This is a genomic window from Longispora fulva (genome assembly GCF_015751905.1).
In the GTDB taxonomy this organism is placed as follows: Bacteria; Actinomycetota; Actinomycetes; order Mycobacteriales; family Micromonosporaceae; genus Longispora; species Longispora fulva.
In genome coordinates, this window is the sequence record NZ_JADOUF010000001.1 from 4956836 (window position 1) to 4982250 (window position 25415).

A 25415-nucleotide genomic window follows, 5' to 3' on the forward strand; every position below is an offset into this window, starting at 1 on the left:
TGATGGGCACTGTCAGCGGCCAGCTCGTTTCCCCACAGGCTGCCAGTTAGCGGGGAGTCATCTGGCCGGATGGTTACGAACCGTTGCCGCTGGCCGTGCTGGCAGACTATGGGGATGATCGGTTGGCTGCGCGGGGAGGATGCCACGGCCCGTCCGCCGCTCGTTGGACTCGAGACGCTCGATTGGGCGCGGATGCAGGCTAGCGACGGTCACGACGCCGGCGATATCCCGGAGTTGCTCCGGCGACTCGCCTCGGCCCATGAGGGCAAGCCACACCGCTGGGCCGATGCGCTATTGGACGTTGTCCTTCACGGCCATTCCGGCATGTACCTAGAGCCAGCCGAGCATGTCCTGCCGTTCCTGATCGCTTTATGTGGTTCCGAGCGCGTGGACGTGGCCGAAGCTGCGGTTGAGGTGTTGTTGGAGATCGCCGACACCAGAGCATTCCACTCCCCATCGCGCCGACCGAACAGCCCCGAGCTCGACGAGTTCGAGGCCCGAGTCCAAGCCGTCCTCCACGCCGGCGTACCCACTTTTCAACTGCTGCGATCGACATGGCCCTCGCTTCAAGCAACCGCGCAGGAACTGCTCGACATCCTCGAACCTCGCGATCAATAGCCCACCCAGTCAGACGAACGAACCGTGACAGCCTCGCGGCGATCGTCACGGGCGACCATCTTAAGAACGACTACATACCCTGACATCGCGACTGGCCGTACCCGGGGCAATCCAACTGGCCACGGACAGGGCATCGAGCCCACGTCGACGACGGATACGTGCGGCGGTCAACTCCGGCTCACGACTGCGGCGAGCCGGTCGCTGATCGGGGTGATCGACGGAAGCGGCGGCTGCTGGTAGAACCATGCTTTGCGATCCCGCATGACCTGCTCGCCGTCCCGCTGCCAGTCGAAGCCGGGCCGGCGCAGCAGTCTCCTGAACACCTCACTGGCCCGGCTGTGATCGCGGTCGGCGAGGCGGTGAAACGGCAGCGGCGAGACAGACTCGTCATCGAGGTAGTCCAGCACCCGTTCCCGGTAGATTCGGCGGCGCAGCAGAGCGGGGTCAGCGAAGGCGGCCTCGATCAGCCCGAAGTCGGCGTAGAAGTTCAGCCCCTCGACCTCGTCGTAGATCACCGCCACGGTCTCGGAGTCCATCAGACCGGCGGTGTAGTCGACCGGCGCCGGGGGCTTGACTGATGGTCGGGGTGGGGTGCCTTGCGCAGCCAGGGCCGCCAGGATCTCGCGCTCGCTGAACTCCTCGTACTCGCGCATCCGATCGGCGAACTGATCGCCGGGCAGGACCACCAGGTCGGAGCCGAAGAACCGGATGAATCGACTGCGCTCGGCCCGCTGTAGTTCCCAGGCCTGGGCGAGCTTGTCCGGGTTGCGGAGGACCAGCCCTGGCTGACGCACAGCGAGGTCCGCCGCGATCCGTTCTATCTGCTGGCGCTGACCGGCGCGGAAGACCGCTGTCGAGCCGCTGATCAACCACTCCTGCCCGATGGGAACAAGGCGCGTGATCACAAACGAACGCCGGGGCATCTGGCGGAACACCGCAGGCCCCATGTTCGATCGCACCCGGTACCTCAGATCATCGATCAGGTTCACCATGATCAGTGCGTCACCGTCGCGAGCCTGGACCTCGAAGACGCCTTCGACTACCTCGCGCCACCCGAGGAGCAGGTCCCGTTCCTGTTCGGTCAGGTCCCGGCGGGCGGCGACGAATTCCTCGACCACGGTCCGACCATCGCGCAGCCGGTGCTGTAACACGAAGTAGTCGACGAACATGATCAACTGTTCATCGCTGGCCCTGGCCAGCTCCATCCCTTGGCGATGGAGTGCCTCGTGAAAGGCCTGGTCATAGCGCGACCGTTGAGAGAAGGTGACCAGTTCACTCTTGAGGTCACCACTACGCGCCACCAGATCCTCGGTCACCGCCACACCCTCCACCTGTCCGCCTCCCACTACCCTGCCGCACTGAGTCGACCCGACACTATCCAGGATCGAGTTCCTTCCGGGCAGGCATCTCTGACCTGCGCGCGGCCCACAACCGCCTGAACCCTTCGACTTCACACAGAAAACGAGCAGCGCGGCCATTGATGACGCCGAGTTGGTTAGACGCCGAACATCCTGGCCGAATCTCAACGCGAGCGATGGTTAAGCCCGGATCCGGAGTACCCGATCGAGGCGTACACGCCCCGCAGCGCTTCGACGCGCTCGGGTGCTCGATGCCTGCGGCGGACTCTGTAGGGGCGGAGATTCTCCGGGCCGTGACCGGGACACGGGTCACCGTCGTTGGCCCGCCCGCCCTCGACCGGCTCACCTCGGAGGCGCGACGGCGGGTGGGCCGTCGCGCCTCGGTCGGCGCACTACATGCGTGCGGGGGCGCTGATCCCGAGCAGGTCCAGGCCCTGGGCGAGGGTGCGGGCGGTCAGGTCGCACAGCGCCAGCCGGCTCTGGCGGACCTCACCTTCGGAGCGCAGCACGGGGCAGTGCTCGTAGAAGGTGGTGAAGGTCGAGGCGAGGGTGTGCAGGTATCCGGCGAGGCGGTGGAACTCCAGCGTCTCGGCGACGGTGTCAATGACGGGCGCGAAGGCGAGCAGTTCCAACGCGAGCGCCCGCTCGGCCGGCTCGGCGACGAGCACGGTCTGGCGGCCCTGGGGCGGTTCGATGTTGCCGCGGGTGAAGATGGACCGGATCCGGGCGTGAGCGTACTGCAGGTACGGGGCCGTGTTGCCTTCGAACGCGAGCATCCGGTCCCAGTCGAAGACGTAGTCCTTGACCCGGTCGACGGACAGGTCGGAGTACTTGATCGCTCCGATGCCCACGGCCTGGGCGACCTGGGCGCGGGTCTGCGGGTCGAGGTCCGGGTTCTTCTCCCGGATCACGGCGTCCGCGCGGGCGACGGCCTCGTCGAGCAGGTCGATGAGTTTGATCGTGCCGCCGGCCCGGGTGCGCAGCATCTTGCCGTCGGAGCCGAGTACCGAGCCGAAGCCGACGTGTGTGGCCCGCGCGGGCTCGACGAGCCAGCCGGCTTCACGCGCGGTCTGGTACACCATCTCCAGGTGCTGGCGCTGCGGGGAACCGACGACGTACAGCAGCCGGGTGGCTTTGAGTTCCTGGGTGCGGTACCGGATGGTGGCCAGGTCGGTGGCGCCGTAGCCGTAGCCGCCGTCGCGTTTGCGGACGATGACGGGCAGCGGCTCGCCGTCGCGGCCGGTGAACCCGGTCGGGAACACGCACTGCGCACCGCCGGACTCGCGCAGCAGCCCGAGCCGGTCGAGCTCGTCGACGAGCGCGCCGAGGCGGTCGTTGTAGAAGCTCTCGCCGTAGAAGTCGGTCGCGGTGAGAGTCACGTCGAGCTTGTCGTAGACGGCCAGGAAGTACTTCTCCGACTCCGCGCCCAGGAGCCGCCACAGGGCCAGGGTCTGCTCGTCGCCGCCCTGCAGGGCGACCACCCGCTGCCTGGACCGCTCGGCGAAGCCTGGATCGGCGTCGAACTTGACCCGGGCGGCCTGGTAGAAGCCGCTGAGGTCACCGACGGACAGTTCGTGGGCGGCCTCGGTCTCGCCCACGTCGAGCATGTGCTCGATCAGCATCCCGAACGGGGTGCCCCAGTCGCCGAGGTGGTTGGCGCGGATCACCTCATGCCCGAGCCAGGACAGCAGCCGGGCGGCGGCGTCGCCGATGACGGTGGAGCGCAGGTGCCCGACGTGCATCTCCTTGGCGACGTTCGGCGCGGAGTAGTCGATGGGTACGACGTCGGGATGCGCCGCCACGGGCACCCCGAAACGCGGGTCGGCGGCCACGTCGGCGACGAGGCGGCTGAGGGTCGCATCCGACACGGTGAGGTTGATGAACCCGGGGCCGGAGATCTCGATCGCGGCGACCAGGTCGGCGAGGTCGGCGTTGCGGAGGACGTCAGCGGCGATGTCCCGCGGTGCCCGTCCGAGCCGTTGGGCGAGCGGCAGTGCCCCGTCGGCCTGGAAGTGCGCGTGTGCCGATCGCCGCAGCGCGGGATCCGCCGGACCACCTGCCACGACCTCGAACGCGTACGCGAGCCGCTCATTGAGCAGCTTCTCCAGATGTGCCATGCGGGGAATCTAGTCGATCCGGCACGGCCATTTCGCGTCAGTTTCCCGGCGGGACCCGCGTCCGTGGGACCGCCGTGTGGTGGTGCCCGGGCTCGCCATCGTCAGCGAAGTGTTCGTCTTATCGGTTCTGCGACAGCTCGCCGGAGGCCGGACACAGGTCGTCGGTGGCCCTGTGCCGGACGGGATATCACTCCTCGGTAGACCGGCTGGAATGCCGATCGTCTGGTGCTGAGCTGCTGCCAGCTGGCTTGACCGCGTTGACCGTTCACGCTTCCGTTCGCCGCGATCTCGTCGCCTGGATGCCCCGGTAAACAGAGCAGGTTCCGCTTGGGGAATGTCGTGGCGGAGCTGGTCCGTGCTCTGCCATGACTCTGCCAAACCGACGTGTGGGTTGGCAGAGCAGGCCGCCGAATGCTCCGCGACCGGGAATCCGCACTGCGGCAGAGCGGAGGTATCGACCGAATTATGGCAGTGTGTGTTCTTGGCAGAGTTGTGGCAGAGCTCGCGAGAGCCGCTCTGCGGGGATTTCCGGCCTCGGCCGATGTCGCGGGAAGGGTGGGCATGATTCGCCCGCCGCACAGCCGTTTGCTGCATAAGTGCAGGTCAACGCCATGTTGATCTCTCGAACGGTGGTTGTGCCGCGTGCCTGTGGCGGGCTGGCAGAGATCGACCGCGCGGACCCCTAGAGCATGGAAAACAGGGCCTGAGCTGCACTGTTAGAGCTGTGGCAGAGCTGTATGCGTCACTGGAGCTTCCGTCGCCGCGTCCAGCGCGGCTTTCTTCTGACTCCCGGAGCACTGCCATGGACATCATCGGATCAGCCCTGACCGCCCGCGCCTTAGCCCTCGCCGCCTCTGGCGAGGCTTGGCCCCTACTGACGCGCGAGCCGGGTCCTCCGCTCGCGTTGGACTGCGCACCACCGCCACAAACCGCGTCGCCGTCGACGAGGCCTGCCGTCCCTGGACGTGGGCGTCGCAGGAGACTCCCGCCCGTCGGAGCTGCTGTGGCGGCATGTGGATGTGCACGTCGACCCGGCCCGCGACGTCGGGCTCATCGCCGACGGCGACACCCGGTGATGCGTCGGCGTGCGCCTGGCCGGCGAGTCCTGCACCTGTTCGCGGAACCCCGCGGCGTTGGCCGCGGGCTGGAACGGTCCTCGGCGACACGACCTCTGTGGGCGGGCAGGGCCGGTGTGGCAGTGGTGTGGCAGAGCGGGGGCTGTGCGTCAGCTCTGCCAAAACCCGTTTGGTTAGTGACAGGAAACGACGACGGGCTCCAGCAGTTCGCTGCCCTGGAGACCGCACGAGCTTGTTGCCCGTGACCGCCGATCGGATGGTCGCTGCGCGACGGCGTATCACACACTCAGCAGAAAGAAGTCAACCATGACTGTTTACGTAACACGTCCCATAGCCGCGGAAGGGTTGCCTCCGCCGGCCTTCACCATCCTGGTTCCCCAGGCGCCGGCGCGCCTGGCACAGCACGGTCGAGCACCCACCGGGAGCTCACACTTGGCGGGCGGCGCGTCGTTCTCGCCGCCGGCCTTAACGGCCACTAACCCCACAGTGGGGATGGCCGGTCCCGCCCGCAACCGACGACGAGACGACGGTGCGGGCGCCCGTGTGTGGGTCGGTCCGGTGGTCAGTGCCGGGGTCAGTCTTGACACGGACACCCGCACGGACTCCCCGCTGCTCGGTCACCGCAGGTCAACGCCCATCAGTGCTCGACGCGCCGTGATGCTACTGACCCACTGCATGTGGGGTCCTGCCGCAGGGGGACGGCGAAGATGAGAACCAACAACACAGATCCGCTCCTGCGGGCCCAATCAAGTCTCACCGACAGGGACCTGCGCCTGGCCGACTGGCTCTATGACCACGGGGTTCTCACCACCGACCAGATCGCCGCCGCACTGTTTCCGTCCCTGGACTTCGCCCAACGCCGCCTGCTGCGCTTGACCGCCCTCGGGGTTGTGGCGCGGTTTCGGCCGCAGCGATGGGACGGCGGGTCGCACCCGTACCACTATCTTCTCGACCAGCTCGGCACCGAGATCGTCGCCGCGCAACGCAACGACAGCCCGCCCCGCAAGGACCAGGCCCGCCGCCGACGCCACCACCTGACGAACCGGGCCAACCTTGCGCACCTGCTCGGCACGAACCAGGTGTTCACCGACCTCGCCGCGTACGCCCGCACCCACCCGGGCACGGAACTACGGCGCTGGTGGCCGGCTTCCCGCTTCTATGACGGTGCCGGGTTCTACCAACGTGGCGACAATCCCGCGATGATGATCAGTCGGCTTCCGCGCCCTGACGGCCACGGCATGTGGGCGACCGAGGGTCGCGTCGTGCCGTTCTACCTCGAGTACGACACCGGCTCCGAGCCCATCGACACCCTCGTCGACAAGGTCTCGCGCTACTCCACCATCGCCTCGATGGCCATGCGATCCTGGCCGGTGCTGTTCTGGCTGCCGAGCCTGCGGCGCGAACACAACTTCCAAGAACGCCTCGCCAACGCCAAGATCACTTCCGGGGTTCTGCTGGCCACAACGTCGGCTGACTACGTGACCGCGCGCGGACTGTCACCGGCGGAGGAGGTCTGGTGGCTGCACCGCTCTGACGGTCGACGGCGCACGTTGGCCGCCGTCCCGTACATCGACGACGCCCTCGACGGGCGACAGGAGGAGTGACTGGATGGTCGCTGACGCGAGCGTCGACCCGGCCCGGGGCACGTCGGCGGACCCGAAGTAAGGGGATGGTTCAGCTCGGTTCGGCGTCCATCGGCGAAGATGACTTGCTTTCCCGGGCGGATCCTCTAACGTCGTCAGTCACGATAAATGCACTTAAGCATCACCTGGTCGGTGACCCTGTTGACCTGTCCTCGCACCCGGCAGAGAACCCCCCACCCGCCGCAAGACCGGTCGGAGTCCCTGCCGCGCGAAGACCCCAACGGACACACCTCCACCACCCAGCACTACCGCCGCACGTTGCGGATCGACGTTCCCTCGCACGTCTCCCCGGGACGGTCCGCGCTTTCATACGGACGGTCTGAGCCGTCGATCGGCAAGCCGTCCGCAGCCGTCCTCGACGAGTCCGAGTCGTGCGTCGACCTCCGACAACGGGGTGCCTACGTTGCCGTTCGTCGCGGCTCGCCGCGCCACGGCGACGCCCGCTCCTGCGGCGTGCAGGCAGCGGGGCGCTTCACCGCATCAAGCCCGCCGGGACGACCCCGCCTGTGACAGGCTTCGCCAGCCACACCGTTCGGCACCGTCACCGCTGGTCGCATCCACGCGAGCGCGTCGTCCGCATGCGCAAGCGGCAACGCGTCCGAAGGGACCGTCGTGGCCGCAGGCCCGCGCATGCCAGAGCCCCCATGGCTGGGGTGTCGACGTCCAGCCTGGCCGCAGAGGGCCGCCTTTTTCTCTTCGTCCATGTCAACGCACGGGCCCTGGTTCGCGGCAAAGTGTGCCAAAGCGACTTGACGTTTCGGCGAAGTCGAGCGTTGATCTATGTCGTGAAATCCGAATGCATCGCCGCCGATGGGCGACCTGGCGTGACATTGTTCGAGGGTGTGAGCCGACCCTTAGCCGGCGGTCGGCCGGTGCCCCAGCGGACGCGTCGGTGGTCACGGTGACCGCGCCGCGCTGGTTTCGTGATCGCTTCCGCGACGCCGTCTGGGAGTCCGAGCAGCTCACCGCCGACCACAAAGCTGTGGCGGAAACCTACGCCCGCCACGCGCGTGACGCCCACGGCGACAAGTCCGCTGCTGCGGACCTGGCTTGGCTGACGTATGACCGGGTGCAGGTCGGCGCTGGCATACGCAGACGCAGCAACGTGAAGAAGATCCTCGACGATCTTGAGGCTGGCGGATGGCTCGTGGTGGTGCAACGCGTCCATCGCCGGCCGACCGTGTACCGCCTGACCATCCCGACCAGCCGGGCCGCCGACGGCGAAAATGCGACCACCGTAGTTCCGCCTGATGTGACTACGGTAGTTCCGCGACCAGTTCCCGGGCGGAACCACCGTAGTCACAACTATGCCGACCAGGCCCGTGCCGGTAGTCCCGACGTCGGAACTCCACCACTAGAAGAACTACCATCAATCTCATCACCATCAGCCGACGCCGTGCGCCCGGCAGACATCCGCCGGGTCATCGACGCCACCGGCGCCGATGAACACCAAGCCGCCGCGATCATCGCCAAGATCCGCAACGAGAACCAGATCCGCTCGGTCAGCGCATACCTGCGAGCAATCTCTGACGCCGACCTCCGCCTCCACCACGCCGCCCTTCACGGCCACGGCGATCAGGCCGGCGGGGACCTCGCTGCGGCGTTTGAACGGCGACGGAGCGCCGCACCCGACTGCATCCACGGCTATCCCGCAGGCGCGCTTATTCACCCGACGACCGGGCGGGCGATGTGCCCGTTGTGCCGGCGGGGAAGACCCGCGCTCACCCCCAGCCACGGTAGACCGGGCGATTGACGGACTCGCTCACCCGATCGGAGTCGGCCAAAGCGGCGCAGCCGAGCCAGCAGCCAGCTCGTTGGGCTGGTACACGATCTAGCAAAGGAACCTCGTGAAGATCACTCCGCTTAGCAAACACCTGATCGGTCCGGTGCACCACCTGATGACCCTCGGAGAGCCGTTCATCTTCGCCCGGACCACCTCCGACTATTGGGCGTACGGCGAGCTGTTCGCCTCCACCTGCCCGGTCGCTCTGATCGACGACGAGGTGGTGGGCGCCGTCATGGCTTTCCGCAGCCAGGTCGAGCCCAACGAGATCTACATCCAGGACGTGATGGTCCACCCCGGGCACCGGAATCACGGTGTCGCCTCGGCGTTGCTCGGCTCCATCCGGGATCAAGCCGCGACCTGGGGCTGCACCCGGTTGTACCTGACCTCCGAACCACAAAACACTGCCGCGCAGGCCACCTGGCGAAAGCTCGGCTTTGTCAACGTTCCTGGCGACTACGAGGTGGATGAAGTGTCCATCACGAAGGACTTCAAGGGCATGGGCAAGGACCGTGCAGTATTCGAAGTCAGGCTCCATTCCAGGTGAGGTCGGGTGCCCGGAAACGTGCCGACTGATATACCGCGCATCACAGACAAATGTTGTCTGCCCTACCGCACCACCAGGAATGGGCTCGGGTTGCCATGCCAGGTGACCACCAACTCGTCGCGCGCCCTGGTCGCCGCCACGAACAGCAACGACCGCTCGCGTTGGCGTTCCCGCTGGTGCCGTTTGGGGTCACTGTCACGATAGCTTTCGATGCCGCGACGCGGGACGAGTCCGTCACTGATACCGGCCAGGGCGATTCGTTGGTACTCCAGGCCCTTGAAACGGTGCATGGTCCCGACGTGCACGCCGTCATGGGATTTGGGGCCATCGGGGCCGATCTCCACAGCCGGAATGCCAGCCCCCGCCAACAGATCCACGACCTCGGCGACCAGCTCCCGGGTAGGCACGCATACGGCAACGGAACCGTCTGTGGCCGGGCCCCATGCGCGGAGTTGTTCCACGAGGTGTTTGCGCTCGTCCGCCCAAGTGCCGAGGCCCTGGAAGCTGGGCTCACCACCCCGCAGCAGTGACCGGTAGCCGGAGAGGTCCTCTTCCCCGCCGTCGAGGTCGTCGTAGACGGTGCCAGTGAGCAGGCTCAGCGCGGCGTGCAGAATTTGGCGGGTCGTCCGGTAGCTCAACGTCAGCCGCGCCGAGCGGCCCCGGATGTTGATCCCGAGGCTTCCCAGGGTCACGTAGTTGTCGTAGATACGCTGGTGCGTGTCGCCGACCAGAAACATGTCGTTGGGGCCGGGTGCGACCATGGCCCTGAGCATCTTCCAGTGCGCGGGGCTCAGATCCTGCGCCTCGTCAACGACGACGTGCTGGTAGCGGTAGCGCGGGATGCTTCCCGAGCTCTCCTCAGCGTTGGCGGCGTCCACGATCCGGCCGGCGCGGTCAAGTTCCAGGCGTGCGGCGCGTTCCGCGATCTGGCGCCAGGTCCAGACCCCCTGGTCCTCCAGGCGCTTGGTGTAGCGCTCGGTCAGTTGCCAGATCGAGTCGCGTTCCTCACGGGTGAGGGCACGGCCACGTCCAGCTCTGCGTACCTTGAAGTAGTCCGTTCGGGAGTTCACCACCTGGCCCAGGATGACCTGAGCCCACTCAGCTGCAAGGAACTCCGCGTCCCAGCGGTGTTCGCCCAGCTCGAGCAACAGACCATGCCATTCCTCGAGGGCCCGGTTGTCATCGATGATCCGGCGTTGGCCTCCGGCTCCGACCTCCGAGACGAGACGGCTCGCCAGCTTGTCGATGTTGACGATGTCGACCCGGGTAACGAGTTCGGGCCCGCCGAGCGCCAAGAGGCGCTCCCGCAAGTCGGCGGCGAGGTTGCGGTTGAAGGTGGTCAGGAGGATGGGCCGATCGTTGCCAGGTGCGAGCTCAAGGGCGAGGTGTTTGACCCGGTGCAGGGCGACAATGGTCTTGCCTGTGCCCGGCCCTCCTCCGACCCGCGCGGGACCGGTGTAGTCGCGTTCGACGAGCTTGCGCTGAGTGGGGTGCAGGAAGACCTGCCAGCGGGCGAATGACTCTGCGAGGATCGCCTGAAGTGCCGCGTCGTCGGTGGTGACCTGAGTGGCGGGCCGCAGTACCGCGGCCGCGTAGTCCTCCTGGTCGACGGGTTCCTCGCTCGCCACGGGGGCGGTGACCTGTTCGAGTACCTCCTCGAGAGTCTTGCCCTCGTGCAGCGCGAGCAACACGTCAGCTGTCAGCTGCGGGACGCACTCCACCAGCGCGAGGAGGTCGTCCTCCGTGCTGACACGCGCGATCGAGGCCAGCAACGCCTCCGCCACACCAAGGTCCAGCAACTCCTGGTCACTGAAGCGGGCGAAGAGCCCACGAGCCTCGATTTCGGGGCTCTCTTCCGGCTCAGTCGCCGGGATCAAGCGGCCCACCAGGCTGTCCCCAACCGCGGCGAGGTCGATGACCTCAATGCCACCCGTCACCCGGTTGATTTGGTAGGCGTACCGGTCGAGGTTGTCGTAGACGTCTTTTCGGTGTTTCACGGAGACGAGCAGGTAGTCGCCGTCGCCCACGCTCAACAGCAGCGCCCGATAGTCGGCGGACACCCGTGCCGACCACAGCCGGGAGTCGCCCTTGAGTTGCTTGAGCCGGAGCCCCGGGCTGTCGGGATTCTGGCGGAATTTGCTCTGGAACTCCCAGATCGCGCCCTTCTCAGTGCGGGAGAGTTTCAGGATCTCCTTGTCCGCGCGTTCCAGAATCCGCAGTGTCACGACGCCCTGGCTCATCGGGCCCCTTCCTGTCCGCTCTCGACGAGCAGCTCCGCCAGTTCCTCAGATGTCCAGTGCTTCGCGCCGCCGATGGCCCAACCGGCGTCGGTGTACGCCCGGTCGCGGTCCCGGATCTCGCTGTCCGCGTCGCCGAGACCAGAGACGACGATGGCGATCCGCCGGTCCGGCCAGGCGAGCTCTGCCTGCCACGCGTGGTCACCCAGCTCGTAGCCGACCTCAGGCGCGGGCAGGTTCCTGGCCAGGAGGTCGCGGACAAGCGCCTCCAGTCCGGATTCCTGCGGGTCGATGAGTTCGAGAACTCGGCCCCAGCGGGGATCCGCGTCCTGAGGCGCCGGTGTCTGGTCGTCGAACGCGGGTTCGGCTTCGCGTTGCCGACCCAGCCACGCCGCGCTCTCCTCATCAAGAGGGAGAGCCCGCTGGGCCGAAAGCAGACCGGTACCTTCCGTGACGGTCAACAGGGACGGGTCGAAATCGTCCAGCGTGCTGTACGCGAGCTGAACTCCGTCTCCGCCCCCATCCTCGAGGAACTGGACGAGGTTGCCCCAGTAGAGCCACGCGGCCCAGCGGCGCCGGTGCGCGGCCTCGTCCGTGACGATCACGGGTCGACGATCGTCGACGACGGTCAGCGCGGACCAGATCCGGGTGCCGGCACGGCCGTCCACCAGCACCGTCACGGGACAGCCGTTGTCGTCAAGCGCACGGTTCAAGATGATCCCGCCGGGCACCCGGTCCGGCAGTGGTTCCGCACGCACTGAGGCGGCCACCCGGTCAGCGATTCCGCGGGAGTCAGCGGTGGTCTGGGCGGCGTTCGACTGCTTGAGCAGGCCACCGAGCGCACCTTCGGCGAGCCCTCGCCACAGTCGCGGGTCCGGGTTACGGAGGAACTCCAGCAGCGTGTCGACCGGGTTGGTCCACACATGGTCGTTGAGCTCCTGCGCGTCTCGGCCAGTCTGCTGCTTGTACAACGCGCGGGCCGCATTCTGAGCGATGCGCTGGTACGGAGGCCAGACAGCCGCCCGGGACGTGGGGCTGCCTGTCCACGCTTCGACATCGTCCCAGGTGAGCTGGAAGACGAACAGGCCGTGCGCGTGCAGCCGCGCCCGCTTGTCCGCGTCGTCGGCGAGCCGGTTCTTGTCCGGTGCAGCGTGGTAGCCGTACCCGTCGAGGTAGACGGCGACCTCGACGGGGGCCGCGTCCAGCCGGACGAAGTGCACGTCAGGCCTCGTGCCGTACATGGTGTTCTGGAGTTTCATGCGCCAGTGCGCGACGTGGCCGTCGTCGGCGCTGAGCCTGATGTCGGCGATCCGCGCACCGTCACGGTCCGTGGAGCGGGTGATCGTCGCCCGGCTCTCGTCGCGGTTGCCCCAGTCCAGCAGAGCCTTGAGGAACCGCGCCTCCAACTCGCTCTCCACCTGCTGGAACAAGGAGATCTCGTCGGTGCGCTGGCCGGTCTCGACCTCCCAGTTGTCGAGCAGCTCGTCGAGCATGCTCAGCGCCTCGGCCCGGCTCATCAGCGGGTACTCGCGACTCCGCGCGTAGCGGAGCAGGCAACGGTGGCACGCTGGCTTGCCCTCGGAACCGCACCGGCACTCACGGATCATGTGCCTGGCCGCCTCCAGAACCTCCCTGAAGCTGCCGGCGTCACTGAGCCGGTGCAGGTAGCCGGTGCCGCCGGGTTGGGTGTCGTGGATGACGAGATACCGGCGGGTGTGACCCGTCTCCGTGTCCGGCATGACCGCCCTGACGACCCGGAGATGGTCGGGGTCGCCCCCGTACTGTGCGGCGATTCCCAGCCGGAGTGCGGCGGCGAACGACACCAACCGCTCCTCCACGAGCGCCGTCACCGCCGGGACGAGAAGCCGGAGGGCGTCGGTCCGCAATTCGTGCACCAAGACGACGTCCACGTGCTGGGCAGTCTGTGGCGACCGGCGGTTCGGGCACCACAGCCGGTGGTGTTCGGTGCCGGGGACCGGAGCGTTGCCCACGAGAGTGCCCAGTGCCGGGTTGGTGACCGGGGGGCCGTCAATGCTGGCCCCGCCGCATGCCGTACACGTGTAGAACGGGTTGAGCCGGACCTCCTCGCCCGCGAAGGCGTCCGCGGCCGGTCCGTCGTGGCGCATCGCGCCGAGGTTGAACTCCCGGATCACACCCTGGCGGGTGAAGTCGACGCCGAACGTGACCCGGCTGTGCCGCCACGAGCTCTCCACGTGGTCGGGGTCGACGTCCACCGCGATGGCCGTGGAGTAGAACCGCATGTCGCGGTCGTCGGAGTCGTCGCGGATCTTCGCGTCGTCGCGGCGGTCACTGGCCGTGGCCTTCGCGGGGCGCAGCACCTTGTACAGGTTCCCCGAGTCGGCGATCGCCGGATCCTTGCACCGATCACACGGGTCGGTGTTCTCCACGGCCGAAGAGACGCGCGCGAAACCGCAGGACGGGCACACCCGCCAGTTCTCCCACGCCGGACGGCCCGGGGTGCCGATGTCCAGCCCGGACACCTGGTGCTTGTAGCCGCGCGCGTAGTAGGTGTTGCCGGGGGCGAACTCGGTCAGCGCCCGACGGGCCGGACGGTCGTACTCGCGCAGTTCGCTGTGGTACCTGCGGTCGCCGCCGTCCACCTGCTCGTCCCAGGTGAGGGTCGCCTCCAGCGTCGTTCGGCTGTCGATCAGCGCGTAGTTGGGCAGCAGGCCGAACTCGACGAGGGTGCCGTGCGCCGAGGCACGGCCGATCTCCGCGATCCGGCGCGCGACCGCTCTGCGTTCGGACTTCAGGGCACGAAGGTCCCGTGCCTGGTCAGGGTCGGACGCGATCAGTTTGCTCTGCGCGTCATCGATCGCCCCCAGCCGGTACCGCAGGTCCGCGAGCCGCTCGTCCCACGCCTCCTCAGCGCGCCGGGCCGCTTCTTCCAGCCCCTCGGTGGCGTAGGTCCGCAAGACCCCTGCGGCCTCGTCCGTCACATCGTCGCCGAATAAGGCGAGAAAGCGATCGACGGTCGCAGTGGCATCAGGGGCGGCTCCGGAAACGAGACGGGGCAACCAGCCTGACGGGCCGAAAAGCACGGAAGCCCGGCGTGGCATCGGCGGCACACCCGGCAGGCCCTCGCGGGCGGCCAGGTCGATCAGGTGGGCGACGTACTGCCGGCGGAGAATCTCCACCGCCGACAGGTAGCAGCCCGGCGGCACGATCTCGCCGGCGATCATCTCGCGCGGATCAGTGAGGAAGTACCGGTCGCGCTCCGTGCGCCCCACCAGAGTCAGCACGAAGGCGTTGCCGCTGCGTCGCCCGGCCCGGCCGGACCGCTGCACATAGTTGGCCGGCCCGGTCGGCAAAGAGGCGAGGACGACGGCCGACAGGTCGCCGATGTCGATGCCCATCTCCAGGGTCGGCGTGCACGACAGCACATTCGGATCGGTGTACCGGGCGCCCTCCCGAAACTCCTTCTCCACCGTCTCCCGCTGCGCGCGGGTCAGGACACCGGTGTGCTCAGCGGCGACAACTCGGAAAATTCCACCATCCGTGTACAGCTGGCGGTAGTAGTCGCCCATCGCGGACTCGTCGTGGGCCTCGACGAGCAGACCGCTGCACCGGTACCGCTGACACGGCTGCCCCGCCCAGTCCGTGACTCGGTCCGGGTGCACGGTCTGCTCCCACGAACACGCGGCGCACCGCACGCCCGCACCGGCCACCTCGTCGTCCGCCAGGCGGGTGACGCGGATGTGTCCCGGTTGCAGGCCGTACACGACCGTCGCGCTGTCCTCTGTCGCGCCCGAGGCGAGCACCCCGGCAGCGGCCAGGGCGGGGAACAGCCGGACGAGGTAGTCCGTGGCCGCTTCCCGAGGAACACCGAGACACCGGGCGGTCCAGTCCTGGTACCAGTTGCCACGGGCCGTGAGTACATCAAACTGGGTCTTGCTCTTCGGGGCCGTGAGCAGGAACGACGGCGCCGAGACCCCCTCTGGGAACGCGGGCATCCCTGTGGGCCGGCCGCCCCAGATCTGCCAGCGCTTTCCTGCCTGTCGCAGATATCCGTCCAGCCACACATGCCGCACCGCGCCACGCACCCGGAGACGCTCGAGGAGGCCCCGCACGAATGCCAGGTAGCGAGAATCATCCACCGGCTGCTCGAGAAGATCGTGGCCGACCTGATGCATGTCCCGGCATAGCCGCGCGATCATGCCCGGGTCGTCGAGGGCGACCTCGGCGGTGGCTGTCCGGGTCAACTCCAGGGTGCGGCCCTGCCGGGAACGCAGCCCGAACTCCAGGATCGTCGCGAAAGCCAGCCGCTCCCCGATCAGCTCCCACGTCGCCCGGGAGCCCGAATGTTCCCCGGACAGCAACGCGTCGACACCTGGCTGATCGTGCAGATCCGGCGGCACGACCGCGGTCAGGGTCTCCGGGTCCGTCATGGCCGCCGTCACGTCGGCGATCAGGTCATTGAGGGGTACCGGCTGCCCGACCGGCAACTGGCCGACCAACAGCGAACGTAGCGAGAAGGCGTAGGACCGGTTGGCCACGAACCCGGCCCGGTGCGCCGCGTCCTGCACCGAGTCGTTGAACAGCAGGGTTTTGCGTTCCCGCTCGGCGAGTTCGCCGCCGGTGAACAGTTGGGTGATCGCGACGGAAGCGAGCGCGGCTAGGCCAGCACCCAGGTAGCGGATGCCCTGCTCCATGCCGCAGGCCGGGCACTGGTCGACGCCGGCGGCCCGGTCGTCGCCCAGATCACCGAGCACGGCGACCCCGTCGGCGGGTCCTGAGCTGTCCTTGGCGGGATCGAAGGCCCGGATGTGACCCACATCGTTGAGGACCAGGAGGCCCTCCGCCTGACCCAGCTCCTCGACCGTGGCGGCGATCAGGGCCCGGGTGCGCTTCTTGTCCCGGCCGACGCTGGCCTGGTAGATCTTCTCGGCCTCGGTAACCAATTCCTGGGGATCACGCTCCATCGACAGGGCCATCCAGCCCGAGCGTCCGCAGTGCCGACAGTAGACAGCGGGGAGCATCAGCTGGCGGTTGTCAGCGATGACCAGGTCAGCTGCCGGAGTGTCAGGCTCGGGCTCACGTTCCGGCTCCCCGTACCACCCGAACGCCGGGCTCGGGTTGACCGCCCGGCGCATCCGGGAGACGGCCCGCACCCACAAGTGGGTCTCGACGCTCAGGAGCGGGCGCTCGGGCTCCTCCGGGTTCCGGGCGAGCGACAGCAGCGCGATGAACCGGGCGAGCGCCGTCGCAGCCATCTCCGGTTGGGTGCGCAGTGCGCTCCCCCAGATGAAGGCACCTTTGCGGGGCAGCACCTCCAGGATCTCGTCCGGCGTCTTCGGCGTACCGTCGAGCACCTCGAGAATCCCTGCGGTAAGAATATGGCGGCGAAGCCGCTCCCCTAGCCACACCGGGTCGAGATTCGCCTCGCCGAGCGCCACAAACGCGATTCGCGCCATGGCATCGGGGTCGCGTGCCGGGTCGGGGATCTCCGCGAGCTCGGAGGGAGCCGGCAGCGGCAGGTCATAGTCGAGGTCGGTCACCACCTCTTCGGTGGTCGAACGGGTCTCCCCGACCAGGGAACGCTCCTCGAAAACGGTGCCGAAGACCTGGCCGGCGACCTGCCGGATCGCGTCCGCGCCGGTGACGCCCTGTCCCTCGCCCAGCGTCGCCGAGGTGGCCACCGGACAGATGTCACCCAATGGTCGACCGGGCCGACTCTGGCCGGTGGTCGCCGCGAGCCGGCGCAGCAGCATCGCCACGTCAGTGCCCTGCGCGCCGTCGTAGGTGTGGAACTCGTCGAGGACGATGTAAGCCAGGTCGGCGTCCTCCCACAGGGGCAGGTCGTCGCCGCGTTGCAGGAGCACGTCGAGCATCTTGTAGTTGGTGATCAGAATGTCGGGCGGCGTGCGGCGCATCTCGGAGCGCTTCGTCATCACCCGTGGGTAGGTCACTGCGGCCACATCGCCGATGTAGAGGCCGGCCGTCACATCCGCCAGGCCGGCCTGCTCCAGGAAGGCGTTGATGCGCTGGGTCTGGTCGGTGGCGAGGGCATTCATCGGGTACAGCAGGAGCGCCTTGACGCCGGACTTACCCTGCTTCTTCTGCCGTTGACAGTGATCCAGGATCGGGATCAGGAACGACTCGGTCTTACCGGAGCCGGTGCCCGTGGTGACCAGGGTCGGCTCAGCCGGGCCGCGCAGGGTGCTGAGTCGCTCGAAGGCGTGCGCCTGGTGGGCGTAGGGCTTGAAACCCTCCGGTGCCCACTCCAGGTGCTGCTTCCAGTCACCGTTCGCAGGGCGGAAGGGCGTGCGAATCCGGATGTACGGGCCCCGGAAGATGCCCTGCTCGGGGTGATTGAGGAACCCGGTCAGCGCGTCGGCGACGGGGGCGTCGGTGAGCGCGAACGTGGTAGTGAGGTAGCGGGTGAGGTTGCGCCGGAGACTGTCGGCGGCGAGGGTGGGCCTCACGACTCGGACCAACCGGCGTCTTTGGCGGCTTGGAGTCGCGCGGAGAAAACGGCGTGGGCTTGACGCATCTCGGCCTCGCGGTCGGCCTTGCAGAAAGGAGCCTCATAGCCAGCCGGCGGCGCAACTTTGTCAGGATCCTCCAGATGAGCCATCAACTGCACATAATCCTCTTTGGTCTGCCCAAACCCAAAGGTGTACGAGTCCGCGGCGATCTTCCGACCAGCACTATCGAACCACATTTCAGCCTCGCGATCAGCAAGGATTGGGTAGCGTGACTTGTAGAGAGCCACAAGCTCCTCAGCCTCAATTCCGAGCCAAACAGAGACAAGAGCATCGATCTCAACGAGTGCGGCGCGCCGCACACGCTCGGTACGAAGGGGAGTCCCTTGCCCCCAGACCGGACCAACTTCACCGAGCGGGGCAACGCCTGTCCAGCTGACCGCCCATTCTTCATCCAACCAATTTCCGTCATAAAGTTCGGCCCACAGGTCAGCATATGCCCGAGTGAGGCAATTGAGTCTCAATGCACGAACGGCGAGTGCCGTAGCTAGCGGGTTTTCCAAATCGGCCGCTGGCATCGCCTGAGCCTCGGCCGCATGGAGATTCGCCCTCCCAGAAATACGCACCAGGTAGTCCATCGGCAACGCAGCCCAGAATCCAGCATTAAGGACTGTTGTTATATTGTCGGACAGGCGCAGTGAATACAGCCCGTCGATATGGGCAACCCCTGGAGGAATTAGCGCCGAATAGAGTGAGCGCTCCATCGCCTTCGAGTCGATCATTTTACGCCATGCCAGGCGATAGAACTCTGTGTACGGGCGGCCATTCCAGATATCCTGGGCTGCCTGATATTGGTGAATCCCACAGGCCCGAGCATATTTGGTTCGCGGAATTGAGTCGACAGGAAGATTGGTCAAATCGTAGGAATGCCAATCTTTACCTCCCGAAAATGACTCACCGGGCTGTTTCGCAAACGGAGTAGAGACCGACAGATGAGAACCTTGAAATATGACCTCATCCATCGATTTAGGTCTACCGGCCTGCGCGCGAATCAAGCCTTTCTGCTTTGCGCCCTTCTCGTGGAAGCCAGAAGTGGACATTGGCTCCATGGACGCGAGCCGTCGCCCGTAATTCGCCAGCGCCTCGATTGCACTAGCTTCATGCGATGTGATCGGAGAGAGAAGGGGCGTCTCCTTAATCGGCGTAACAGTGTCATCTCGAAACCGCCGCCACTCAGACAAAAGCTCGAGATCCACGTGAATGACACGCGAACCATGCGGGCGCAAGTCCCATGTGCCGTTAAACTTCTGACCCGGCGCACTTCCCGTGCCATCGTGAGCTAAAGAATCCGACAGAACTGTAGCCCCATAGAGTTTGCTCAAATGCAGAAACGCAACATCTTGTTCGCTTCCGTAGGCATGAACTCCAAACTCAATATTTCTTCCAATCGGCACAGCGAATGCCCAATTTGCCGCATTTACAAATCCACCATGCACTCGCAGATGGCGATATGCAGCCGCCCGAAGTCGCCCCTCTCGGGCGCCAACGAAGTGGGTATCTGGGTGTACCAGCGCCGCAGTGCCAAGACTACTTAGATGCCCCCAGACTTGACACATGAAAGCTCGGTAGAGATCCGGTTGAGTGCCGGCGAGAAGTGGATAAGCGACACCCGACCCAAGAAACGCTCCCCCTGCGGTGTTAATTGCAAGTTCTGCCAAATACGAGGATGTTGAAGCAAATTCCATCAATATCGCCGCTTTGCGACTTCGCTTCTCCGCAATATCTGCATCGTGCGCAATCTTGAACCACGGTTCCCGTTCGGCGAGGACGCCATCCTCATCCCACTCTGGTCTCACCCATGGCGGATTTCCCGCCTGGAGGTCGAAACCTCCTCGAGCGAAGGCTTGGGCAAAGTCGAGTTCCCAGTGGAAGAAGCCCTGGCGGTCCGCGATTTCCTCCGCCGCAAGGAGCCAGGGAAAGCGTTCCGCTAGGCGGTGGGGTTCGTCCATGCCGGTCAGGCCCGGGAGCTGGTCCTCGTAGCTTTCGAGGCCGTCGAGGGACGAGAACTGGGAGACTAGGGAGTCGGCCGGGATATCTGCGCGGCCCAAGAGGGCCTCGGCGAATTCGAGCCAGTCGTCCAAGCCCGTCAGAGCCACCTTTTGAGCCAGCTTCTCCAGCACAGTCGCCTTGCGGGTGCCGGTCTGTTTGCGCGGCTTGTTGAGCGCGAGCTTCAATTGCTCCGGCTCGCCCAGGTCGAAGAGCATCCCGTGCTCCCACACCTCCAGCGGCTGGGCCTCTTCATAGACCGGCTGTTCCTCGATCCGGGCCACCGAGTTCTGCCCCGAGGCATACTCCTCCGCCGAACCGTCCAGCAACGCAGCCTTGTCCAGCGGCCAGAACCACAGGGCGCACCACACGTCCATCATGGTCTTGAGCCGCCAATAGGGTGCACCGGGAGCCTCAAGGTCGGCGAGGATCTTCTCCCGGGTGACAGCCCCCTCGACGGCCGGTAGATCCACCCCGCCCCATACGTCGATGTCCCGGCGGATCTCGTTTTCGGAGATCTCCAGGCGCTGGCGTACCAGATCCCAGAGCTTTTCCGCTCTTCTGGTCAGGGCTTGCAGGCGCTGGACCTGGCTCTTCTTTCCCTTCGCGGCTGGGACCTTCTGGATCGCTCGCCGCCAGGCGGCGAGCTTGGCGGTCTCCTCGGGAGCCAGCTCCCGCGCCTCACGCTCGCCCGCGACGGCACCCCAGCCCTTGGCCGGGAGCAGGAAGTGCAGGATGGCCCCGTCGGGGAGCGGAGTCTCCTCGCGGAGGTGGTGGTCGGTCGGTGCGGTGGTCAGCCACTGCTTGTCGGGCAGCTGGGCCGGCTTGTAGAACTTACGGCCGGCGCCGATCAGCGAGTTGCCACGGCGCAGGTGCAGGCCGAACCAGGGCGCGCGCAGCCCCGAGTGCATGACGTTGAGCCAGAGGGAGACCTCGGCCAGTTCGACAGCGGTGCGGTTGAGGTCGACGCCGTAGCAATTGTGCAGGGCGATGTAGGCCTTAACCTTCTGCAATTCGATGGCGTACTGCTCCGGGTCCAGGCTCGAGCCCAGCTCGACCTGCCGGCGGCGCAGATACTCGGCCGCGACCTGGTTGATGGCCTCATTGAGGAAGGCGCCCGAACCCAGGGCCGGCTCGCAGATGCTCCAGTCGAGCAACTCCCGGGCCTCGGTGGTGGTGCCGTCCTGGTCTAGCCGATATTTCAATGCGAGCTGGACCGTCACCTCGGTCAGCGACTGCGGGGTGTAGTAAGAAGCACTGGTCTGGCGGTCCCGGCCAGCGAGACGGTAGACGAACGAGCCGGCCGGGTAGCGGACCCGGCTACGTTCGCTGGTCTCCTCGTGCACCTTGGTGACGAACACCTCGTCCGGGTAGTCGTTCACCTTGGACGCCGGGATCATCCAGCTGCCGTCCTTGGGCTCCCCGCCCTTGGCAACTTCGTAGAGCTCCTCCGCCGCGATGAAGCCGGTGTAGGACATTAGGCCTTCGTACACGGCGCCGAGCTGGTTGATGCCGAGCTGGGCGTACGAGATGAAACCGCCGCGTTCCCTCTTCTTGCCCTTGGTCAGCATCAGGAGCCGGAGCACAGTGTGAAGGGTGCTGTTGCGCAGCCTGGTGTCGATGGTGCGGGCGGCCGGGTCCTCGGGGTCGTCCTCGGGGTGCGGCACGTGGCCGATCAGGGTGATTGAGGCGGGCAGGAACAGGTCGGAGCGCATCGGTTCGAAGCGGATGCCCTCGCCCTCGCTCGTGCCCCGCTCACCTTCGTTCCGGTGCCCCTCGTTGACCATGCGGAACAGCAGGTCCAGGGACTCGTACAGGTGGAAGCCGTTCCGGGAGGACTCACCGCCCAGGTTGCGGGCGACGAGGTCACCGAGCCGGGCGAGACTGTAGCCCTCGATGTACTCGGGATGGTCCACCGGCAGGACGCCCAGTTCGGGGCGGGCCTCGGCGTACAACAGGAAAAGGACCCGGTAGAGGTAGCGCAGTGCCTCTCGGGACAGCCGCTTGCCGAGCTCGGCGGGATCCATCACCCGCTCGGGTTGGATGCCGGCCTGCCGGATCCGGTCGAGCACCTCGTTAGCGATGAATTCCACGGACAGCCGCAGGCCCTCACGCAGCTCGGTGGACACGCCGGCAGCGTGCTGCCGCGAGCCCGCGACAAGCTCGGCGAGGGGTTCCGTGCCACCCTCGGCTGGCGGCAGCAGCGAGTCAGAGCCGAACAGGGCGGCGATCACGTCCAGCTCGCCGGCCGGCCGCGCGTCGTTGCGGCTGAACGCCACGTCGAGGCTCACGGCCAGGTAGCGGCCCTCGCCCCAAGAGGTGCGGTCGGCGAGGGTGAGCACGCCGCCGTTGAGGATCAGCACATAGCGAGGCGGCTGTTCGTCTGCGGCGAACAGGTGTGAGGCGAGTTTGAAGCCCGATTCGATCCGTTCGCGAGCTTCGAGTTCTACCGGGTGTAGCAGGCGGCCGGCCCCATCCGGGTCGGTCGCGGCATCCGGGTCAGTGGCCCAGCCGCAGTCGATCGCCACCACACCCGGCTCGGCGTGCGCGACGGTGATCAGGTGTTCGTGGCCGGCCCGTTCCACCTCGAGCTTCTGAGGTACCGGTGCGAAGCCCAGCGCCCGGAGCACCTCCCCGTGGAACTCGCGGAGCTGGTGGTACCGCTGCGTCTCGTCATCGAGGTCGACGAGTTGGGCCTTGACCTCCAGGTACGCCCGGCGCAGCTTCCTGATCCCGGTCCGGGGCGTGTCGCGCCCGGCGCGCTCGTCCGTGGCCCACCAGGCGAGCAGGCCCTTCTTCAGGGTGGCGGGCAGGATTTCGGAGAGGTAGTGGCTGGAGAGGTACTCGCCCCGGTTCGTCAGCGACTCGAAACTCATGCCGCACCGTCCAGCACCGCGAGCAGCCGCAGCATCGGCTCCCCGCTGGTCTCCAGTCGTTCGACCAGCGCGGTTTGTTCCTCAACGGTTGTCCGCACGTGCTTTTCCCTCCGGGCCCGCTGGGGTGCGATCATCGCTACATCGAAGAGGCTGTCCTGCTCCCACTGATCAAGGCGCTGCCGATAGGCCCGGAGCGGTTCGGCGATCACCTCGTCCCAGTGGGTGCGCTGGACTTCCAGGTGTGCGCGGGCGGCTTCGATGGCCGACGGCACCAGCTTCTGCAGGTCGTCGAGAGCGACCACGGCATTCGGGTTGGGCATTTTCGGCCCCACTCCCGCCTCTTCCAATGCGCGGCCCAAGGGTCGCACCACCGGGTCGCCGGGCAGACCGGAGATCGCCATCCACTCCACGACCGTCGGCTGGCCCAGGCGGTTGCAGTAGATGCCCTGGACCAAAAAGACCGGCTCAGATACCGCTGCGGTCAGCACGGGGGCCTGTTGGCGGCCCAGGCGGACGAGAACCTTGTCGACCAGCCAGTCGACCAGAGGATGGATGTCGCTGAGATAGGCGACATCGGGCCAGATCGTCGTGTCACTCTTCAGCGCCTCGTGCAGCTTGCGCTTGGCCAGCTCACGATCCGCCGTGACCTTCAGGCGCAGGGTGCCGTTAGCCCGTTGGGCTGCCAGATATGACCGGGGCAGGTCCGACAGGCGCTGTTCCAGGTCCGCGGGCGCGTTCAATGCGATCATCGTGCCCTCGCGGCGCATGCCGAGCTCGTCCTCCGCCGAGCCGTACACCTCGCGTAGTGCCTCCAGCAGGAACTCCTCCGTGGAGCCGAACAGGGACAGGACCTCGGCATGCGCCGGGTCCGGTTCGCCACTGGAGTCACCTACCGCGCCGAGCAGATCCAGAAGCACGTCGTGCTCCTCTGGGCCCGCGGCCAACGACTCCTCCACCGACTTTCCTGCCAGCAGGTCCTGCACCAGCCGGCGCTCCTCCCGCTCGGCCAGGTACTCCCCCGTCACGGCTTCGGCGGTGCCGACGCTGCGGTACGCCTCCTCCTCGCGCACCAGCAACTTCTCCGCGACGGTGCGGTCGTCCTTGGCCCCGTCGACCTCCGAGGTCAGAATCAGGGCCCGGAACTCAGGCTCGAACGCCTGCCCGTACCGGTCGATCCGGCCGTTGCGCTGCTCGATCCGGATCAGGCTCCACGGCAGGTCGTAGTGCACGAGGTGGTGGCACTGCCGGTGCAGGTTGACGCCCTCGGACGCCACATCGCCCGTAAACAGAAGCCGGACGGGGCTCCCCTCCAGCGAAAACTCCTCGACGATGCGCTGCTGCTCGGTGTCCGTGCAGCCACCGTGCATGACTCGCACCGCATTCTGGTTCTTGAATCCGAGCTTCTGCGGGACGACCGCGGCCAACCACCTCAGAGTCGCCACCCGCTCTGAGAACACCACCACCCGCAGCTCGCTCTGCGGACCGACACCGATGGCTTTGAGCTCCGCCACCAACCCGGCGAGCTTCGCGGAATCCGCGTCCGTCATCGCTCCGGTCAGCTCGCCGAGCCGCTCCAGCGCCTGGCGCTCCCGCTCCTCGACCACGCTCTTGGACGCCAGACGGTTCGTCACTGTCTCGGCCAAGGCCTGGTGGGAGGAGAGGAAGGCCTTCAACAAGGTGTACGGGAACAGCCGGCGCTCGCGGCTCACCACCGAGCGCTCAGCCCGCTGATCGCCAGCCAGCCACACCTCAGTGAGCTCGGCGAAGATCCGCTCTTCCGCCGGGCTGGCCGTCAGCCTGACCGGGACGGACGGGCCACGGTCGGCCCAGGTTCCGACTTTGGTCTGGTTCCGAACCTCGGGGCTGATCTTGGTACGTCGCAGGTAGAGGTGCTCGATATCCCGCGCCGAGTAGTCGTTGACGTCAGCGATCGCCGCCGGGTCCAGGAGTCGGATCAGCTCGGCGAACGACTTCTTGTCCCCGTTGTGCGGGGTGGCACTGGCCAGCAGGAGCGCATCCGTCTGTGAGGCCAGGAGCTTGGCGAGCCGATTGCGCAGACTCGTCTCACCGATGAGGTTGTGCGACTCGTCGATCACGACGGCGTCCCAACGGATGCTGTCGAGGTGGTGACCGTACAGTCCGACGTTCTTCAAGGTGTCGATCGAGACGATCACCCGCTTGAAATACGTGAAGGGATTACGCCCGGCCGGAATCTCCCGTTGGATCCTTTCGATGCCAACCGAGTCCAGCCGGACCAGGGGCAACGAGAACCGGCTCCACATCTCGTGTTGGAACTGCTCCAGCACGTGCTGAGGAGTGACCACCAGGATCCGGTCGCCGCGGCCCCGACGGATCAACTCCCCGAGGATCAGCCCGATCTCCAGCGTCTTGCCGAGCCCGACCACATCGGCGAGCAGGATGCGGGGCCGGAGACCCGACAGCGCCAACTCGGCGGGTCGCTGCTGGTAGATGAGGGGGTCGATCAGGAACCGGTCCGCGAGGGCCAGACCACGTTCCGACTGTGGCAGCGGGGTACGCCGCAGGACCGCCTCCAGAAATAGCCGGCTGCGTCGGAACGTCGAGCTGTCGTCGGCGATCAGCACGGTCTCCTCGGGCCGCATCACGTCGACCCGTTCCAACCCGTCGAAGAAGGTGGCTTCCTCGTCGC

General features: G+C 66.7%; 10 protein-coding genes. 4 read left to right on the forward strand and 6 right to left on the reverse strand.

From position 1 onward, the window contains the following. The first annotated feature begins 114 nt into the window (after window positions 1–114). On the forward strand, window positions 115–618 hold the full coding sequence (locus IW245_RS22150) for a hypothetical protein (RefSeq protein ID WP_197005092.1): 504 nt from the start codon (window positions 115–117) through the stop codon (window positions 616–618). Between the two features lie 167 nt (window positions 619–785). Here IW245_RS22150 and IW245_RS22155 read toward each other — a convergent pair whose 3' ends face one another. Together IW245_RS22155 and argS are read right to left on the reverse strand one after the other, a co-directional pair. Then, the gene (locus tag IW245_RS22155) at window positions 786–1934 is read right to left on the reverse strand and encodes a DUF7986 domain-containing protein (protein ID WP_197005093.1); all 1149 of its coding nucleotides are present in this window, start codon (window positions 1932–1934) and stop codon (window positions 786–788) included. A 434-nt stretch (window positions 1935–2368) separates the two neighbouring features. Then, window positions 2369–4093 (reverse strand): arginine--tRNA ligase, encoded by a 1725-nt coding sequence (gene argS, locus IW245_RS22160; RefSeq protein WP_197005094.1) that lies wholly within the window; start codon window positions 4091–4093, stop codon window positions 2369–2371. Between the two features lie 1783 nt (window positions 4094–5876). Here argS and IW245_RS22165 point away from each other — a divergent pair. The 3 genes from IW245_RS22165 to IW245_RS22175 all read left to right on the forward strand — a co-directional run bounded on the left by IW245_RS22165 (window position 5877) and on the right by IW245_RS22175 (window position 9142). Then, window positions 5877–6773 (forward strand): replication-relaxation family protein, encoded by an 897-nt coding sequence (locus IW245_RS22165; protein WP_197005095.1) that lies wholly within the window; start codon window positions 5877–5879, stop codon window positions 6771–6773. Between the two features lie 931 nt (window positions 6774–7704). Then, a complete protein-coding gene (locus IW245_RS22170) occupies window positions 7705–8565 on the forward strand; it encodes a hypothetical protein (protein WP_197005096.1) in 861 nt (286 codons plus the stop codon). A 94-nt stretch (window positions 8566–8659) separates the two neighbouring features. Next, window positions 8660–9142 carry a GNAT family N-acetyltransferase gene (locus IW245_RS22175; protein WP_197005097.1) on the forward strand — a complete coding sequence of 161 codons (483 nt, stop codon included), beginning with the start codon at window positions 8660–8662 and terminating at the stop codon, window positions 9140–9142. Window positions 9143–9204: 62 nt separating this feature from the next. On the opposite strand, the gene IW245_RS22180 is transcribed toward IW245_RS22175, so the two are convergent. The 4 genes from IW245_RS22180 to IW245_RS22195 are packed head-to-tail and all read right to left on the reverse strand — an operon-like array spanning window position 9205 to window position 25386. After that, entirely contained in the window at window positions 9205–11382 is a 2178-nt protein-coding gene (locus IW245_RS22180) for a UvrD-helicase domain-containing protein (protein ID WP_197005098.1), read from the reverse strand. Beyond that, entirely contained in the window at window positions 11379–17825 is a 6447-nt protein-coding gene (locus IW245_RS22185; RefSeq protein WP_197005099.1) for a DEAD/DEAH box helicase family protein, read from the reverse strand. Before IW245_RS22185 ends, IW245_RS22180 begins: the two co-directional genes overlap by 4 nt. Then, window positions 17822–22747 carry a DNA methyltransferase family protein gene (locus IW245_RS22190; protein WP_197005100.1) on the reverse strand — a complete coding sequence of 1642 codons (4926 nt, stop codon included), beginning with the start codon at window positions 22745–22747 and terminating at the stop codon, window positions 17822–17824. Before IW245_RS22190 ends, IW245_RS22185 begins: the two co-directional genes overlap by 4 nt. Beyond that, window positions 22744–25386 carry a DEAD/DEAH box helicase gene (locus IW245_RS22195; protein ID WP_231398894.1) on the reverse strand — a complete coding sequence of 881 codons (2643 nt, stop codon included), beginning with the start codon at window positions 25384–25386 and terminating at the stop codon, window positions 22744–22746. Before IW245_RS22195 ends, IW245_RS22190 begins: the two co-directional genes overlap by 4 nt. Window positions 25387–25415 lie beyond the last annotated feature (29 nt).

What these genes read in the sequence shown, in the direction of transcription:
- IW245_RS22150 (WP_197005092.1), top strand. Translation starts at nt 115, where the DNA reads ATGATCGGTTGGCTGCGCGGGGAGGATGCCACGGCCCGTCCGCCGCTC.
- IW245_RS22180 (WP_197005098.1), bottom strand. Translation starts at nt 11,382, where the DNA reads ATGAGCCAGGGCGTCGTGACACTGCGGATTCTGGAACGCGCGGACAAG.
- argS (WP_197005094.1), bottom strand. Translation starts at nt 4,093, where the DNA reads ATGGCACATCTGGAGAAGCTGCTCAATGAGCGGCTCGCGTACGCGTTC.
- IW245_RS22165 (WP_197005095.1), top strand. Translation starts at nt 5,877, where the DNA reads ATGAGAACCAACAACACAGATCCGCTCCTGCGGGCCCAATCAAGTCTC.
- IW245_RS22190 (WP_197005100.1), bottom strand. Translation starts at nt 22,747, where the DNA reads ATGAGTTTCGAGTCGCTGACGAACCGGGGCGAGTACCTCTCCAGCCAC.